The sequence below is a fragment of the Streptomyces sp. NPDC048650 genome (assembly GCF_043199095.1).
In the GTDB taxonomy this organism is placed as follows: Bacteria; Actinomycetota; Actinomycetes; order Streptomycetales; family Streptomycetaceae; genus Streptomyces.
Genome location: NZ_JBICVM010000009.1, coordinates 304605 through 323327 on the forward strand (window position 1 = coordinate 304605; position 18723 = coordinate 323327).

General features: G+C 74.9%; 1 protein-coding gene (cut by a window edge). It reads left to right on the top strand.

What is annotated here, in order from left to right; translation table 11 throughout:
- A protein-coding gene (locus ACGFML_RS25975; RefSeq protein ID WP_393547525.1) for a type I polyketide synthase crosses the window boundary here: on the top strand, positions 1–18723 show its 5' portion. Its footprint extends 9825 nt past the window's final position; 18723 of the gene's 28548 nt are visible here — the first part of the coding sequence; it begins with the start codon at positions 1–3; its stop codon lies beyond the right edge, outside the window.

Here is an 18723-nt window from a genome sequence, read left to right on the forward strand (position 1 = left end):
ATGGACCAGGAACAGAAGCTCCGCGACTACCTGAAGCGGGCCAGCGCCGATCTGCGGCGCTCGCGGCAGCGGGTGGGCGAGCTGGAGGCGACTGCCCGCGAGCCGATCGCGATCGTGGGCATGAGCTGCCGCTTCCCGGGAGGCGTGAGCAGCCCCGAGGAGCTCTGGTCCCTGCTCGTCGCCGACGGGGACGGCATCACGGCATCCCCCGCCGACCGTGGCTGGGAGCTGTCGGCGGACGACGCGGGGGAGTTCTCCGGCGGATTCCTGCACGACGCGGCCGAGTTCGACGCCTCCTTCTTCGGGATCTCGCCCCGTGAGGCGCTCGCCATGGACCCGCAGCAGCGACTGCTGCTGGAGTCCTCCTGGGAAGCCTTCGAGCGGGCCGGCATCGACCCGGCGGCGGTCCGGGGCTCCAGGACGGGCATGTTCGTCGGAGCGATGCCCCAGGAATACCGGGTGGGCCCGGACGACGACGTGCAGGGCTTCGGCCTGACCGGCGCCGCCACCAGCGTCCTCTCGGGCCGGCTCGCGTACTTCTTCGGGGCCGTGGGTCCGGCGGTCACCGTGGACACCGCCTGCTCGTCCTCCCTCGTGTCCCTGCACCTGGCCGCGCACTCCCTGCGCCAGGGCGAGTGCTCCCTGGCGCTGGCCGCCGGCGTCACCGTGATGTCCAGCCCCACCACCTTCGTGGAGTTCAGCCGCCAGGGCGGGCTCTCCGCCGACGGGCGCTGCCGCTCCTTCGCCGATTCCGCCGACGGCACCGGCTGGGCCGAGGGCGTGGGCGTCCTGGTCCTGGAACGCCTCTCGGAGGCCCGCCGCAACGGCCACGAGATCCTCGCCGTCATCCGGGGCTCCGCCGTCAACCAGGACGGCGCCTCCAACGGGCTGACCGCGCCCAACGGCCCCTCACAGCAGCGGGTCATCGAGCAGGCGCTGGTCAGCGCGCGGCTCTCGGCCGACGAGATCGACGCCGTCGAGGCGCACGGCACCGGCACCACCCTGGGCGACCCGGTCGAGGCCCAGGCGCTGCTGGCGACCTACGGGCAGGGCCGCGACGCCGACCGCCCGCTGCTGCTGGGCTCCGTCAAATCCAACCTCGGCCACACCCAGGCGGCGGCCGGCATGGCCGGCGTCATCAAGATGGTGCTGGCCATGCGGCACGGTCTGCTCCCGCGCACCCTCCATGTGGATGCGCCGTCCTCGCACGTCGACTGGACGCAGGGGGCCGTACGCCTGCTCACCGAGCAGGCCCCCTGGCCCCAGGGCGAACGGCCGCGCCGGGCCGGCGTCTCCTCGTTCGGGCTCAGCGGCACCAACGCGCACACGATCCTGGAGGAAGCCCCGGCCGCCCCGGCACCCGAGGCCGGCCAGGAGGGCACGGAGCGGCCGGCCTCGAAGGCCGCGGCGGCGGGCGCCGTCCCGTGGCTCGTCTCAGGGCGCACCCGCGAGGCGTTGCGCGCCCAGGCGGCGCGGCTGCTCGACCACCTCGCGTCCCACCCCCATCTCGCGCCCGTGGACGTGGCCCACTCCCTGGCCACGGCACGCTCCGGCCTGGAGCACCGCGCCGCGTTCACCGCGGCCGACCTGGACCGGGCCCGCGCCGCCCTTACCGCGCTCGCCGACGGCGCGCCGGCCCCGGGCCTGGTGCAGGACACCGCCAGGACGCGGTCCAAGCTCGCCTTCCTCTTCGCCGGACAGGGTTCCCAGCGGCCGGGCATGGGGCGTGAACTGGCCGCCCGCTTCCCCGTCTTCGCCACCGCCCTCGACGAGGTCCTCACCCACCTCGACCAGGGTCTCGAACGGCCCCTGAAAGACGTGCTGTTCGCCGCCGAGGGCACGCCCGAGGCCGCCCTGCTCAACGAGACCGGCTACGCCCAGCCCGCGCTGTTCGCGATCGAGGTCGCGCTGTACCGGCTCGCCGAGTCCTTCGGCATCAAGCCGGACTTCCTCGCCGGGCACTCCATCGGCGAGATCGCCGCGGCACACGTGGCCGGTGTCTTCTCCATGGCCGACGCCGCGGCCCTGGTGTGCGCCCGTGGCCGCCTCATGCAGGCGCTGCCCGAAGGCGGCGCCATGGTCTCCCTCGAAGCGACCGAGGAGGAGGTGCGGCCCCTGCTGGAGGACCGGCAGGACCGCCTCTCGATCGCCGCGGTCAACGGCCCCGCCGCCGTCGTGGTCGCCGGCCGGGCCGACGAGGTCACCGTCACCGCCGAGCACTTCGCCGCACTGGGGCGCAGGACCAAGCGGCTGCGTGTCTCGCACGCGTTCCACTCCCCGCTCATGGAGCCCATGCTGGAGGAGTTCCGTACGGTCGCCTCCCGGCTCACACCGCAGGCGCCCGTGCTCCCGGTGGTCTCCGGCCTGACCGGCACCCTCGCCACGGTGGAGCAGCTGACCTCCCCCGACTACTGGGTGGACCACGCCCGGCACGCCGTACGGTTCGCCGACGCCCTCGCCTGGCTCGACGGCCACGGCGCCGCCACCTTCCTGGAGCTGGGCCCCGACGGCGTCCTGTCCGCCATGGCCCAGACCTGCCTGGACGCGGCCGGCACCGCCGACGGTGCCGACGCCGTCGGCGCCGCTGACGGTGTTTCCGCGACGCTCGCTGTGCTGCGGCCGGGCCGCCCCGAGGCCGATACCCTCACCGCCGCGCTGGCGGGTCTGCACACCCGCGGTGTGGCCGTCCAGTGGGAGCCCTACTTCCAGGGCACCGGTGCACGACGCGCCGACCTGCCCACCTACGCCTTCCAGCGCCGCCGCTACTGGCCCAAGAGCGTGCCCGCGACCGGCGGTGACGTGCGCGCCGCCGGCCTGGGCGCGGCGCACCACCCGCTGCTGACCGCTGCCGTGTCGGTCGCCAATTCCGACGGCTTGCTGTTGACCGGCCGGCTGTCGCAGCGCACCCACCCCTGGCTCGCCGACCACGCCGTGCGCGGCACCGTGCTGCTGCCGGGCACCGCCTTCCTGGAGCTGGCCGTGCGCGCCGGGGACGAGGCCGGCTGCGGCCGGGTGGAGGAACTCACCCTGGCCGCCCCGCTGGTGCTGCCCGAGGAGGGCGGCGTCCAGGTGCAGGTGTGGGTGGGCAGCCCGGACGAGTCGGGCCGTCGCGCCGTGAGCGTCCACTCCCGCCCCGACGGGCCGGAGGAACTCCCCTGGACCCAGCACGCCGTCGGCACCCTCGTCGCCGACGAGCACCGCGTCGGCTTCGACGCCACCGTCTGGCCACCTGCCGACGCGCGCCGGCTGGACCTCGACGGCTTCTACGACCGCATGGCCGACACCGGCTTCGGATACGGCCCCCTGTTCCAGGGCCTGCGCGCCGCCTGGCGCAGCGGCGACGACGTCTACGCCGAGGTGACGCTGCCGGAGACGGGCGGCGCCGACGCCGCTTCGGCCACCTCGTTCGGGATCCACCCGGCCCTTCTGGACGCCGCACTGCACGCCGCCGCCTTCCTCGACCTGGGCGAGCACGCCCGCGGCGGCCTGCCCTTCGCGTGGCAGGACGTGACCCTGCACGCGAGCGGGGCGAGCACGGTCCGCGTGAAGCTGACCCCGGCCGACGACGACGCGGTGGCGATCGCCGTTGCCGACACCACTGGCGCCCCCGTCGCCTCCATCGGCTCGCTGGTCCTGCGCACCATGCCCGACGAGCAGCTGAACCCCACCAACTCCCTTGCCCGTGACGCCCTGTTCGAGCTGCGCTGGACCGAACCGCGCCAGGCCGCACAGGAGGCGCCCGCCCAAGTCGCCGTCCTCGGCCCGGACCTCTTCGGCCTGGAGCGGGCCCTCTCGTCGCCGGACCTCACGGTCACCGCGCTGTCCGGCGCGGACGCCGCCGCCCAGGTCCCCGAGATGGTCCTCGCTCCCGTCGCCGGTTCCGCCGACGACGAGGTCGTCACCTCCGTGCACGCCCGCACCGCCCACGTCCTGGAGCGCCTGCGTACCTGGCTGGCGGACGAGCGCTGCGCCGCGTCCCGGCTGGTCTTCGTCACCCGTGGCGCGGTCGCCACCGACGGCCTGCAGGCGCCGGACCCGGTGGCCGCCGCCGTCTGGGGCCTGGTGCGGGCCGCCCAGAGCGAACACCCCGGCCGCTTCGGACTGTTGGACCTCGACCCCGACACCGCCGAGTCCGCCGCGGAGCCGCTCACGCGGGCCCTGGCCCTCGACGAGCCGCAGATCGCCGTCCGTGGCGCCGCCGTGCTCGCCGCGCGGCTCGCCCGCGCCCAGGCGTCGCCGACCGGAGCGGAGTGGGACCCCGAGGGCACCGTGGTCCTCACCGGGGCCACCGGTGGCCTGGGCCGCACACTGGCCCGGCACCTGGTCGCCGAGCGCGGCGTACGGCACCTGCTGCTCGCCGGCCGCCGCGGCGCCGACGCCGACGGCGCCGGGGAACTCGTGGCCGAACTGGTCGGACACGGCGCGCAGGTGGCCCTCACGGCCTGCGACCTGGCCGACCGGGCCGCCGTACAGCGGCTGCTGGCCGGGGTGCCCGCCGAGCATCCCGTCACCGCCGTCGTGCACTGCGCCGGCGTCCTCGACGACGGCGTGATCGAGTCGCTCACCCCCGAGCGGATCAGCGCCGTCCTGCGACCCAAGGCCGACGCCGTCTGGCACCTCCACGAGGCCACCCGGGACCTGGACCTGGCCGCCTTCGTCGTCTTCTCCTCCCTCTCCGGCACCGTGGGCGCGGCGGGACAGGGCAACTACGCCGCCGCCAACGCCTTCCTCGACGCGCTCGCCCAACTGCGGCGCTTCCAGGGGCTGCCGGGGCAGTCCCTGGCCTGGGGCCCGTGGGCGCCCACCGCCGGAATGACCGGCGGCCTGACGGACGAGGACCTCGACCGCCTGGCCCGTATGGGCACGCCCGCGCTCACCGAGGAACAGGGCATCGCCCTCTTCGACGCGGCCACCGCCACGGACGCCGCCGTCCTGCTGCCGACCCGGTTCGACCTGTCCGTCCTGCGCGTCCAGGGCGAGATACCGCCGCTGTGGAGTGGCCTGATCCGCACCCCGGCCCGCCGCGCGGTGGTCTCGGGCTCGGAGGCCGCCGTCACCCTCGTACAGAAGCTGTCGCCGCTGGCGGAGACCGATCGCCGCGAGGTCGTGCTCGACCTCGTGGCCGGCCAAGTGGCCGCCGTACTCGGGCACTCCAGCACCGCGGACATCGACGCGCGGCGCCCGCTGCGGGAGCTGGGCTTCGACTCGCTGACCGCCGTCGAACTGCGCAACCGGCTCAGCGCGGCCACCGGCCTGCGCACCGCCGCGACGGTCATCTTCGACTACCCGACCGTGGACGCTCTCGCCGCACACCTCCTCGCCGGACTCATGGGCTCCGAGGCCGCCGCCGCGGCCGGTGCCCCCCCGGCCGCCGGCACCGCCACCAGCGACGACCCCATCGTCATCGTCGGCATGGGCTGCCGCTACCCGGGCGGCGTCGCCTCGCCCGAGGACCTGTGGCGGCTGGTCAGCGAGGGCACCGACGCCATCTCGGGCCTGCCCACCGACCGGGGCTGGGACCTGGACGCGCTCTACGACCCGGACCCGGACCGCACCGGCACCTCCTACTCCCGCTTCGGCGGCTTCCTGCACACCGCCGCCGACTTCGACCCCGCCTTCTTCGGCATGAGCCCCCGCGAGGCCCTGGCCACCGACTCCCAGCAGCGGCTGCTCCTCGAAGCGTCCTGGGAGGCCATCGAGCGGGCGGGCATCGACCCGGTGTCCCTGCGCGGCAGCCAGACCGGCGTCTTCGCGGGCGTGATGTACAACGACTACGCCACGGCTCTCTCCGGCGGGCAGTTCGAGGGCCACCAGGGCAGCGGCACCGCCCCGAGCGTCGCCTCCGGACGCATCTCCTACACTCTCGGGCTCGAAGGCCCCGCCGTCACCGTCGACACCGCGTGCTCGTCCTCGCTCGTCGCCATGCACTGGGCGATGCAGGCACTGCGCGCGGGGGAGTGCTCGCTCGCGCTGGCCGGCGGCGTCACGGTCATGTCGACGCCGGGCGCCCTCATCGAGTTCTCCCGCCAGCGCGGACTCTCCCAGGACGGTCGCTGCAAGGCGTTCTCCGACGGCGCCGACGGCGTCGGCTGGGCCGAGGGCGTGGGCGTGCTCGTCCTGGAACGGCTCTCCGATGCCCGCCGCAACGGGCACCGGGTCCTGGCCGTCGTACGCGGCTCCGCCGTCAACCAGGACGGCGCCTCCAACGGCCTCACCGCCCCCAACGGCCCCTCCCAGCAACGGGTGATCCGGCAGGCGCTGGCCGCCGCCGGTCTGTCCGCCACGGACGTCGACGCGGTGGAGGGCCACGGCACCGGCACCACCCTCGGTGACCCCATCGAGGCCCAGGCCCTGCTCGCCGCCTACGGCCAGGACCGCGACGCGCAGAGCCCGCTGCTGCTCGGTTCCGTGAAGTCCAACATCGGCCACACCCAGGCCGCGGCCGGTGTCGCCGGCGTCATCAAGATGGTCATGGCCATGCGCCACGGCACGCTGCCCCGCACCCTGCACGCCGACGAGCCGTCCTCGCACGTGGAGTGGGACTCCGGAGCGGTGCGCCTGCTCACCGAGGAGACGCCCTGGCCGCAGTCCGACCGGCCGCGCCGCGCCGCCGTCTCCTCCTTCGGTTTCAGCGGTACGAACGCGCACCTCATCGTCGAGGAGCCGACGGCCGCTCCCGACCCGCGCGAACAGCCGGCGCTCACCCCGGCCGTCGTGCCCTGGACGCTGTCGGGCAGGAGCCGGGCGGCGCTGCGGGACCAGGCCGCCCGCCTGCGGTCCTTCCTCGACGAGCGCCCCGCCCTCGACCCGGCCGACGTGGCGCTCTCCCTCGCCACCACCCGCTCGGCCTTCGACCAGCGCGCCGTCGTCACCGGTGACCGCGACGAACTGCTGGCCGCGCTGGCCCACCTGGCCGCCGACCGCCCCGCCGCCGCGCTCACCGAGGGCGAGATCGGCGGGACCAGGAAGCTGGCCGTGCTGTTTGCCGGCCAGGGCAGCCAGCGCCCCGGCGCGGGCCGTGAACTCGCCGCCCGCTTCCCCGCGTTCGCCCAGGCACTCGACGAGGTGACCGCGGCCCTCGACCCGCACCTGGACCGTCCCCTCAAGGACATCCTGTTCGCCCCGGAGGACAGTCCCGAGGCGGCGCTGCTGGAGCGCACCGAGTGGACCCAGCCCGCCTTGTTCGCCATCGAGGTCGCGCTCCACCGGCTGCTGTGCACCTGGGGGATACGCCCCGACGTCCTGCTGGGCCACTCGGTCGGAGAGATCGCCGCCGCGCACGTCGCGGGCGTCCTCTCGCTCCCCGACGCGGCCCGCCTGGTCACCGCGCGGGGCCGGCTGATGCAGGCACTGCCCGCCGGCGGCGCCATGATCTCCCTGGAGGCCACCGAGGACGAGGCCGCACCGCTGCTCGCCGGGCGCGAGCACGAGGTGTCCCTCGCCGCCGTCAACGGCCCCCGCGCCGTCGTCGTCGCCGGAGACCTGGCCGCGGCCGAGGAGATCGCCGCCCACTTCGCCGCACAGGGCCGCAAGACCAAGCGCCTGAAGGTCAGCCACGCCTTCCATTCGCCGCTCATGGAGCCCGCCCTCGACGCCCTGCGCGAGGTCGCCGCACAGCTCACCTACGGCGCGCCGGAGAAGACCGTCATCTCCGGCCTCACCGGACGGCCCGCCACCGACGACGAACTGCGCTCCCCGGAATACTGGGTCGCGCACGCGCGCGGCACCGTCCGCTTCGCCGACACCGTGCGTGCCGCGCAAGCGTGCGGCGCCGGCACCTTCCTCGAACTCGGCCCCGACAGCGCGCTGTCGGCCCCCGCCCAGGACACCCTGGGCGAGGACACGGACGCGGACTTCGTCGCGCTGCTGCGCGCCGGGCGCGGCGAGGAACGCTGCGCGGCCACCGCCCTGGCCCGCCTGCACGTACGCGGCACGGCCGTCGACTGGCCCGCATACCTCGCCGGCACCGGGGCACGCACGGTCGACCTGCCCACCTACGCCTTCCAGCACGAGCGCTACTGGCCCGAGCCGGCCTCGGCCGGTCTCGCGCAGGCCGCCGCCGACCCCGCGGACGCCGAGCTGTGGGGCGCCGTCGAACGCGGCGACGCCGCGGAGCTTGCCGCGCTCCTGGGGCTGCGCGACGAACAGCACGCCTCCCTGTACGCGCTGCTGCCCGCACTGTCGTCCTGGCGACAGCACCGGCAGGAGAAGGCGCTGCTGGACTCCACCCGCTACCGCGTCGCCTGGCGGCCCGTGAAGGCGAGCGCCGCGCCCGTACTCGAAGGCACCTGGCTGCTCGTCACCGCCGACGGCATCGACAGCGCCGAGATCCTTGACGCACTGCGCGGCCACGGCGCCCAGTTCGAGCCCCTCGTCCTGGACGCCGCCTGCCTCGACCGCGCCCACCTCGCCGACCGGCTCGCCGCCGTACGCGATCAGGACCGGCCCCTGACCGGCGTGCTGTCCCTGCTCCCGTTGGCCGACCGGCCCGGGACCGAGGCCGGCGCCCAGCCGCCCACCGGGCTCGCGCTGAGCCTCGTCCTGACCCAGGCGCTCGCCGACACCGACCTCGCCGCACCGCTGTGGACCCTGACCCGCGGCGCCGTCACCACCGGCTCCGGCGATCCGCTCACCAACCCGCTCCAGGCGGCGGTCTGGGGCCTGGGCCGGGTCGCCGCCCTGGAGCACCCGCAGCTGTGGCGCGGCCTGATCGACCTGCCGCCCGCCCTCGACGCGCCCACCACCCAACACCTCGTCAGCGCCCTCGCGGCACAGGACGGCGAGGACCAGATCGCCATCCGCGCCACCGCGGCTCTCGGCCGGCGCCTGGTCCGCCACCCGCAGGCCGAACTGCCCCCGGCCGACGCGTTCACCGCGCGCGGCACCGTGCTCGTCACCGGCGGCACCGGAGCGCTCGGCGCCGAGGTCGCGCGCTGGCTCGCCCGCAGCGGCGCCGACCACCTCCTGCTCACCAGCCGCCGCGGCCCCGACGCCCCCGGCGCCAGTGAACTGGCCGCAGAAATTGAGGAGTTGGGCGCCCGCGTCACCCTCGCAGCCTGCGACACCGCCGACCGCGCCGCACTCGCCGCGCTGCTGGACTCCGTACCGGACGAGCACCCGCTGACCGGCGTCGTGCACGCGGCCGGTGTCGGCCAGGCGACCGCGCTCGCCGACACCCCGCTGGCGGACGCCGCACAGGCGATGGCCGCCAAGCTGCTCGGCGCGGCCCATCTCGACAGCCTCCTGGACGGCCACGACCTGGACTTCTTCATGCTGGTCTCCTCGATCGCCGGAGTGTGGGGCAGTGCGGGACAGAGCGCCTACGGCGCCGCCAACGCCTACCTCGACGCCCTCGCCGAGCACCGCGCGGCCCGCGGCCTGCCCGCCACCTCCGTCGCCTGGGGCCCCTGGGCCGAGGCCGGCATGGCCACCCACGAGGCCGTCACCGACGAACTGCACAAGCGCGGGCTGCGCTTCCTGACGCCCGCGACCGCCCTCGCCGAACTGCGGCGCGCCGTCGTCCACAAGGACGTCACCGTCACGGTCGCCGACATCGACTGGGAGCGCTACCACCCCGTCTTCACCTCCACCCGCCGCAGCGCCCTCTTCGACGAACTGGCCGAGGTCCAGGCCCTCGTACGCGCCGAGGGCGTGAGCGCCGCGCCCGAATTCGCCGCGCGCCTGCGGGGCCTGGACGAGGACGAGCAGCAGCGGCTGCTGGCCGACCTGGTGCGGGCCGAGGCGGCCATCGCCCTCGGCCACGACTCCGCGGACGCCATCTCGGAGCGGCGCGCCTTCCGTGACGCCGGCTTCGACTCGCTGACCGCCGTGGAGCTGCGCAAGCGGCTGGCCGCCCTCACCGGCCTGGCCCTGCCCGCCACCCTCGTCTTCGACTACCCGACTCCCGCCACCCTCGCCCGCCACCTGCGCGAGGAACTTCTGGGCACCGGCGGCGACCCGGCCGCTCCCGCGGCCGCGGCGGCATCATCGGGCCGCTTCGACGAGCCCATCGCCATCGTCGGCATGAGCTGCCGCTTCCCCGGCGGCGTCCGCTCCCCGCAGCAGTTCTGGGAGCTGGTCTCCCAAGGCGTCGACGCGATCACCGACTTCCCCGTCAACCGCGGCTGGGACACCGGCCTCCACCACCCCGACCCGGACAACCCCGGCACGACGTACTCCAGCCAGGGCGGATTCCTGCACGACGCGGGCGAGTTCGACGCCTCCTTCTTCGGCATCTCGCCACGCGAGGCACTGTCGATGGACCCCCAGCAGCGACTGCTGCTGGAGACCACCTGGGAGGCGTTCGAGTACGCCGGTATCGACCCCACCACCGTCCACGCCACCCCGACCGGCACCTTCATCGGCTCCACCTACCAGGAGTACGGGTTCGGCGTCGAGGACGGCTCCGCCGGCCACCTGGTGACCGGCACCAGCCCCAGCGTGCTCTCCGGCCGCCTGGCCTACCTCTTCGGCCTCGAAGGACCGGCGGTCACCGTCGACACCGCCTGCTCCTCGTCCCTGGTCGCCCTGCACCTGGCCTGCCAGTCGCTGCGCAACGGCGAGAGCTCCCTCGCGCTCGCCGGCGGCGCGACCGTGATGACCAACCCCAACCCGTTCGTCGCCTTCAGCCGGCAGCGGGCCCTGGCCGGCGACGGCCGCTGCAAGGCGTTCTCCGACGGCGCCGACGGCATGACCCTCGCCGAAGGCGTCGGCATCCTCGTCCTGGAGCGCCTCTCGGACGCCCAGCGCAACGGCCACGAGATCCTCGCCGTCGTCCGCGGTTCCGCCATCAACCAGGACGGCGCCTCCAACGGCCTGTCCGCCCCCAACGGCCCCTCCCAGCAGCGCGTCATCCGCCAGGCCCTGGCCAACTCGGGGCTCGCCCCGGCGGACATCGACGCCGTCGAGGCCCACGGCACCGGCACCGCCCTCGGCGACCCCATCGAGGCCCAGGCCCTGCTCGCCGCCTACGGCCAGGACCGCGCGCCGGACAACCCGCTGCTGCTGGGCTCCGTGAAGTCCAACATCGGCCACACCCAGTCGGCGGCCGGCGTCGCCGGCGTCATCAAGATGGTGCTGGCCCTGCGCCAGGGAGAGCTGCCGCGCACCCTGCACGCGGACACCCCCTCCAGCCACATCGACTGGACGCCCGGCACCCTCGCCCTGCTGAACCGACCCGCCCACTGGCCCGAGGGCGAGCACCCGCGCCGCTGCGCGGTCTCCTCCTTCGGCATCAGCGGGACCAACGCCCATACCATCCTCGAAGAGGCCCCCCGCCCGAACGAGGCGACCCCCGCGCCGTCGGCGCCCCCGGCCGGTGACGCCCTCCCCTGGGTGCTGTCCGCCCGGACCCCGGGTGCGCTGCGCGCCCAGGCGGCCCACCTCGCCGCCCACCTCGACGGCGAGCAGGCACCCGGTGCGCTGGACGTCGCCCACAGCCTGGTGGCCTCGCGCACCCTCTTCGACCACCGCGCCGTCGTCGTCGGCACCGACGACCGGACCCGCCGGACAGCCCTGAACGCCCTCGCCACCGGCGGCTCCGCCCCCGGCGTCGTCCAGGGCACGGCCGACACCGACGGCAAGACCGTCTTCGTCTTCCCCGGCCAGGGCTCCCAGTGGGTCGGCATGGGAGCGCGGCTCCTCGAGGAGTCCCCGGTCTTCGCCGAGCGCCTGACCGAATGCGCCACCGCCCTCTCGGAGTTCGTCGACTGGTCCCTGCTCGACGTGCTGCGACAGACGGAAGGCGCGCCGACCCTGGACCGCGTCGACGTCGTCCAGCCCGCCTCCTTCGCCGTCATGGTGTCGCTGGCCGCGCTGTGGTCCTCCCACGGCATCACCCCCGACGCCGTGGTCGGCCACTCCCAGGGTGAGATCGCCGCGGCCGCCGTCGCCGGAGCGCTCTCCCTGGAGGACGCGGCCCGCGTCGTCGCGCTGCGCAGCCAGGCCATCGCCCGCGGGCTGGCCGGATCCGGCGGCATGCTGTCGGTTCCGCTGCCCGTCGCCGACGTCGAACAGCGCCTCGCCGGGACCGCCGGGTACCACGACCTGTCGATCGCCGCCGTCAACGGCCCCCGGTCCGTCGTCGTCTCCGGTGCCGTCGCGCCGCTGGACGCCCTGCAGGCCGAGCTGGTCGGCGAGGACATCCGCGCCAAGCGCATCGCCGTGGACTACGCCTCGCACTCCGCGCAGGTCGAGAGGGTGCGGGACGAACTGCACAGCGTCCTCGCACCGGTGCGCCCGCGCGTCGCGCAGGTGCCCTTCTTCTCGACGGTGACCGGCGACTGGCTGGACACGACCGTCATGGACGCCGACTACTGGTACACCAACCTGCGGCAGACCGTCCGCTTCCGGCCCGCCATCGGCGAACTCCTGGCCCAGGGCCACCACTTCTTCATCGAGGTCAGCTCCCACCCGGTACTCGCCATGGGTATCCAGGCGACCGCCGAGGAAGCCGGCGGCGCGGCCGTGGTGCTCGGCACGCTCCGGCGCGACGCGGGTGGTACCGACCGCTTCCTGACGTCCCTCGCCGAGGCCTTCGTACGGGGTGCGAGCGCCGACTGGGCCGGTGTCCTCGCCGACACCGGCGCCCGCCGCGTGCCGCTGCCCACGTACGCCTTCCAGCGCGAGCACCTGTGGGCGATCCCGGACCGGTCCCAGGACCGGCCCGCAGCGGACCCCGCGGACGCGGAGTTCTGGACGGCGGTCGAGGAGGAGGACGTCGAAGCGCTCGCCTCCAGCCTGCGCCTGGACCGCACCTCCCTGGCCCCGGTCCTCCCGGCCCTCTCGCACTGGCGCAAGCGCCGCCGCGACCTGTCCACGGTGGACTCCTGGCGTTACCACGCCACGTGGAAGCCGCTGACCGGTCTGCCCACGGCGGCCCTGACGGGCACCTGGCTCGTCGTCGCCCCCGAGGGGGCCGACACCGACGCCCTCACCGGTGTCCTCGCCGCCCACGGCGCCCACCCGCGCACCCTCGTCCTGGACGACGCCTGCGCCGACCGCGCGACCCTGGCCGCGCACCTGACCGACCTCGGCGACGCGGCGGACCTCGCGGGCGTGGTGTCCCTGCTGGCCGCGGCCGAGGGGACGAGCGCCACGCATCCGGCGCTCACCCGCGGGCTCGCCCTGACCCTCGCGCTCGTCCAGGCACTCGGCGACGCCGGAGTCGACGCACCCCTGTGGTGCCTGACCCAGGGAGCCGTCTCCACCGGCCGCGCGGATCGGCTGACCCACCCCGACCAGGCCCAGATCCTCGGCCTCGGCTGGACCGCGGCGCTCGAACACCCGCAGCGCTGGGGCGGCCTGGTCGATCTGCCCGAGCGGCTCGACCAGCGGGCCGGAGAGCGGCTCGCCGCCGTCCTGACCGGCCGCAGTGGCGAGGACCAACTCGCCCTGCGCGCCTCGGGTGTCCTCGCCCGCCGCGTCGTCCGCGCCGCCGGTGCCACCCCGGCCCCGGCACACCCCTGGACGCCGAGGGGCACCACCCTCGTCACCGGCGGCACCGGCACCCTCGCCCCGCACCTGGCCCGCTGGCTCGCCCAGCAGGGCGCCGAGCACATCGTGCTGACCAGCCGCCGCGGCCCGGCAGCGCCCGGCGCCGACGAACTCGTCCAGGAACTGGCCGAGTCCGGCTGCGAGGCCGGCGCCGTCGCCTGCGACCTGACCGACCGCGACGCGGTCGCCCGGATGCTCGCCGACCTCGCGGCCGAGGGCCGTACCGTACGTACCGTCGTCCACACCGCCGTCACCATCGAGCTCGCGACGCTGGACGAGACGACTCCCGACGACTTCGCGAAGGTCATGGACGCCAAGGTCACCGGCGCCCGGCACCTGGACGAACTCCTCGGCGACGACCTCGACGCCTTCGTCCTGTACTCCTCCACCGCCGGAATGTGGGGCAGCGGCGCCCACGCCGCCTACGTCGCCGGCAACGCCTATCTGAACGCCCTGGCCGAACACCGCCGCGCCCGCGGCGCCCACGCCACCGCCGTCTCCTGGGGCATCTGGGCCGACGACCTCAAGCTCGGCCGCGTCGACCCCGGCCAGATCCGCCGCAGCGGACTGGTCTTCATGGACCCCCAGCTGGCCCTCACCGGCCTGCGGAAGGCCCTCGACGACGACGAGACGGTCCTGGCCGTCGCGGACGTGGACTGGGAGCGCTACTACCCCGTCTTCACCGCCGCCCGGCCCACGCCGCTCTTCGAGGACCTGCCCGAAGTCCAGCGGCTCGACGAGAACACCACCAACGTCGCGGACTCCGGAAGCGAGTTCGCCACCCGGCTCCTCGGGTTGGCCGCTGCCGAGCAGGACCGCCTGCTGCTGGACCTGGTCCGCACCGAGGCGGCCACCGCACTCGGTCACGCCTCACCCGATGTGCTCTCCGAACAACGCGCCTTCCGCGACGTCGGCTTCGACTCGCTGACCGCCGTCGACCTGCGCAACCGGATCGCCACCGTGACCGGGCTCGCCCTGCCGAGCACCATGGTCTTCGACTACCCCAACCCGCTCGCACTCGTCGCCTTCCTGCGCGAGTCCGTCGTCGGGTCCAACACCGGCACCACCGTCACCACCACGAACACCGCCGTCGCCGACGACGAGCCCATCGCCATCATCGGCATGAGCTGCCGCTACCCCGGTGGCGTCGGCTCGCCGGAGGACCTGTGGCGCCTGGTCGCCGAGGGCGGCGACGCCACCGGCGAGTTCCCCACCGACCGCGGCTGGGACGCCGAGGGGCTCTACGACCCCGACCCCAACCGGACCGGACACACCTACTCGACCCGGGGCGGTTTCCTCCACGACGCCGCCGACTTCGACGCCTCCTTCTTCGGCATCTCGCCCCGCGAGGCCCTGGCCATGGACCCCCAGCAGCGGCTGCTGCTGGAGACCTCCTGGGAGGCGATGGAGCGCGCCGGGATCGACCCCGCCACCCTGCGCGGCAGCAGCACCGGCACGTTCATCGGCGCCAGCTACCAGGACTACGGAGCCTCCGGCGCGAGCCCGGAGGGCGCCGAGGGACATCTGATCACCGGCACCATCTCCAGCGTCCTGTCCGGCCGGCTCTCCTACACCTACGGCTTCGAGGGCCCGGCCGTCTCCCTCGACACCGCCTGCTCCTCGTCCCTGGTCGCCCTGCACCTGGCCTGCCAGTCGCTGCGCAACGGCGAGAGCTCCCTGGCCGTCGCGGGCGGCGTCAGCATCATGTCCACGCCCGGCGCGTTCGTCGGCTTCAGCCGGCAGCGCGCGATGGCGGCCGACGGCCGCTGCAAGGCGTACTCCGACCAGGCCGACGGCATGAGCCTGGCCGAGGGCGTCGGCCTCCTCCTCGTCGAGCGGCTCTCCGACGCACGCCGCAACGGGCACCAGGTCCTGGCCGTCATCCGGGGCTCCGCGGTCAACCAGGACGGCGCCTCCAACGGACTGACCGCGCCCAACGGCCCGTCCCAGCAGCGCGTCATCCGCCAGGCCCTGGCCAACGCCAACGTGGACCCCGACGGCATCGACGTCATCGACGGACACGGCACCGGCACCGCCCTCGGCGACCCCATCGAGGCGCAGGCCCTGCTGGCCACCTACGGCCAGAGCCGCGACCCGGAACACCCGCTGCTGCTGGGCTCGGTCAAGTCCAACATCGGCCACACCCAGATGGCGTCCGGCGTCGCCAGCGTCATCAAGATGGTCATGGCCATGCGCCACGCCACCGTGCCGCGGAGCCTGCACATCGACCGGCCCTCCTCGCACGTCGACTGGACCTCCGGCGCCATCCAGCTGCTCACCGAGCCGCTCGTCTGGCCGAGCACCGGACACCCGCGCCGCGCGGGCGTCTCCTCCTTCGGACTCAGTGGCACCAACGTCCACACCATCCTCGAACAGGCCCCGGAGGACCGGTCCGAGGCCGACGAGGCGGGCCCCGCCACCGCACCGGCCCGCCCGGCCGACCCCACCCCCGTACCCCTGGTCCTGTCCGGACGCACCGAAGCGGGCCTGCGCGCCCAGGCCGGACGGCTCCTGACCCACCTTGCCGACCACCCCCACCTCCCGCTCACCGACCTGGCCTTCTCCCTCGCCGCCTCCCGGGCCGCCCTGGAGCACCGCGCGGCCGTCGTCACCGACGACCCCGACGTCCTCACCCGCGCCCTGACCGCGCTGCGCGACGCGACCCCCGACGGCGGACTGCTCACCGGCCGCCCGGACGGCGGCCGGCTGGCGTTCCTCTTCACCGGCCAGGGCAGCCAGCGCCCCGGAATGGGCCGCGAGCTCTACGACCGCCATCCGGTCTACGCCCAGGCACTGGACGCCGTCCTGGCCCGCTTCGACCTCGAACTCGACCGCCCGCTGCGGGAGATCCTCTTCGCCGACCCCGGCACCCCCGAGGCCGCGCTGCTGGACGACACCGGCTACACCCAGCCCGCCCTCTTCGCCCTCGAAGTGGCGCTGTTCCGGCTCGCCGAGTCCTGGGGCCTGCGCCCCGACTACGTCGCGGGCCACTCCATCGGCGAGTTCGCCGCCGCGCACGCCGCCGGAGTCCTCTCCCTGGAGGACGCCTGCACCCTGGTCGCCGCCCGCGGCCGGCTGATGGCCGCTCTGCCCTCGGGCGGCGCCATGGCCTCCGTCCAGGCCACCGAGGACGAGGTGGCCGCCGCGCTCGCCCCGTACGAGGGACGGGCCTCGGTCGCCGCCGTCAACGCCCCGGCATCCCTGGTGGTCTCGGGCGACGAGGACGCGGTCCTCGCCGTGGCGGCCCACTTCCAGAAGCTCGGCCGCCGCACCAAGCGACTGCGCGTCAGCCACGCCTTCCACTCGCCGCACATGGACCCGATGCTGGCGGACTTCGCCCGCGTCGTCGGCTCCGTCACCTGCCACGCACCCACCGTGCCGCTGGTGTCCACCGTCACCGGCGGACTCCTGACGCACGAAGAGCTCGACGCGCCGGAGTACTGGACCGGACAGGTCCGCGGCACCGTCCGCTTCGCGGACGCCGTACGGTTCCTCACCGACCACGGTGCGACGACCTTCTTCGAGCTCGGCCCGGACGCCGTACTCAGCGGCACGGTGCGCGAGAGCCTCGGTGAACATGCCGATGCCCATACGGCCACCGCCGTCCCGGCACTGCGCCGCGACCGGCCCGAGGCCTCCGCGCTCACCACGGCACTGGCCCGGCTGCACCTCCATGGGGTACCGGTCGACTGGGACACCGTGTTCGCGGGCAGCGGCGCCCGCCGCGTGGACCTGCCCACCTACCCCTTCCAGCGCGAGCGGTTCTGGCCCGAGGCGGCCGGCGAAGCCGCCGCACCCGCACACCCCGCCGACGCGGCGGACGCAGAGTTCTGGTCGGCCGTCGAGCGCGCGGACCTCGAGTCCCTGGGTTCCTCGCTGGACCTGGACGACGACACGCTCACCGCCGTGGTGCCCGCCCTCTCCTCCTGGCGGCGCAAGAGCCGGGAGCGTTCCACCGTCGACGGCTGGCGCTACCGGGCCACCTGGAAGCCCCTCACCGGCACGACCGGTGGCGGACGCCCGACCGGGACCTGGCTGGTGCTCGCCCCGGCCGACGGCGAGCGGGCCTGGCTCGACTCCGTCGCCGGCGCCCTGGGCACCGACTCCGTACGGGTCGAGGTCACCGCCCCGCAGCGCCGGGACCTGGCCGACCGGCTGGGTGAACTGGTCGCCGAACACGGTGAGTTCGCAGGTGTCCTGTCGCTGCTGGCGACGGCCGGTGAAGGAGCCGATGACGCAGCGACCGAGGGCCTGCTGCTGACGGCGACCGCCGTCCAGGCCCTGGGCGACGCGGGCATCGAGGCCCCGCTGTGGTGCGTGACGCGCACCGCCGTGGCCGTGGACCGGGCCGAACACCCGGCCCGGCCCACCCAGTCCGCCGTCTGGGGCCTGGGCAGAGTGGCCGCACTGGAGCACCCGGAGCGCTGGGGCGGCCTCATCGACCTCCCCGACGAGCTCGACGGGACCGCCCTGCGCCGCCTGGCCGCCGTCCTCGCCGACAGCGGTGGCGAGGACCAGCTCGCCATACGCACCACCGCGACCTTCGTCCGTCGCCTGGCACACCACCGAGCCGCACCGGCCCCCGAGGCGGCCGCGTTCCCCGAGTTCCGCCCCACCGGCACCGTGCTCGTCACCGGCGGCACCGGCGCCCTCGGCGGCCACGTCGCCCGATGGCTGGCCGACGCGGGCGCCCAGCACCTGCTGCTGGTCAGTCGCCGGGGCGCCGACGCCCCCGGCGCCGGTGAACTGGCCGCGCAGATCGAGGACGCGGGCGCACAGGTCACCATCGCGGCGTGCGACACGGCCGACCGTGCCGCGCTCAACGCCGTACTGGCCGCCTCGATCCCCGACGAGCACCCGCTCACCGCGGTGTTCCACACCGCCGGCACCGTCGACGACGGCACCCTGGACACGCTCACTCCCGAGCAGTTCGCCTCCGTCCTGCGGGCCAAGGTCAGCGCCACCCTCAATCTGCACGAGGCGACCCGCGGCCAGAACCTGACCGCCTTCGTGCTCTTCTCCTCCGTTGCCGGCACCTTCGGCGCACCCGGACAGGGCAACTACGCCGCCGCCAACGCCTTCCTGGACGCCTTCGCCGAACACCGCCGCGCCCACGGCCTGCCCGCGACCTCGCTGGCCTGGGGCCCCTGGGCCGAGACCGGAATGGCGGCCGACGGCACCGGCATCCAGGACCGCGTCCGCCGCGGCGGCTTCACCCCCATGGCGCCC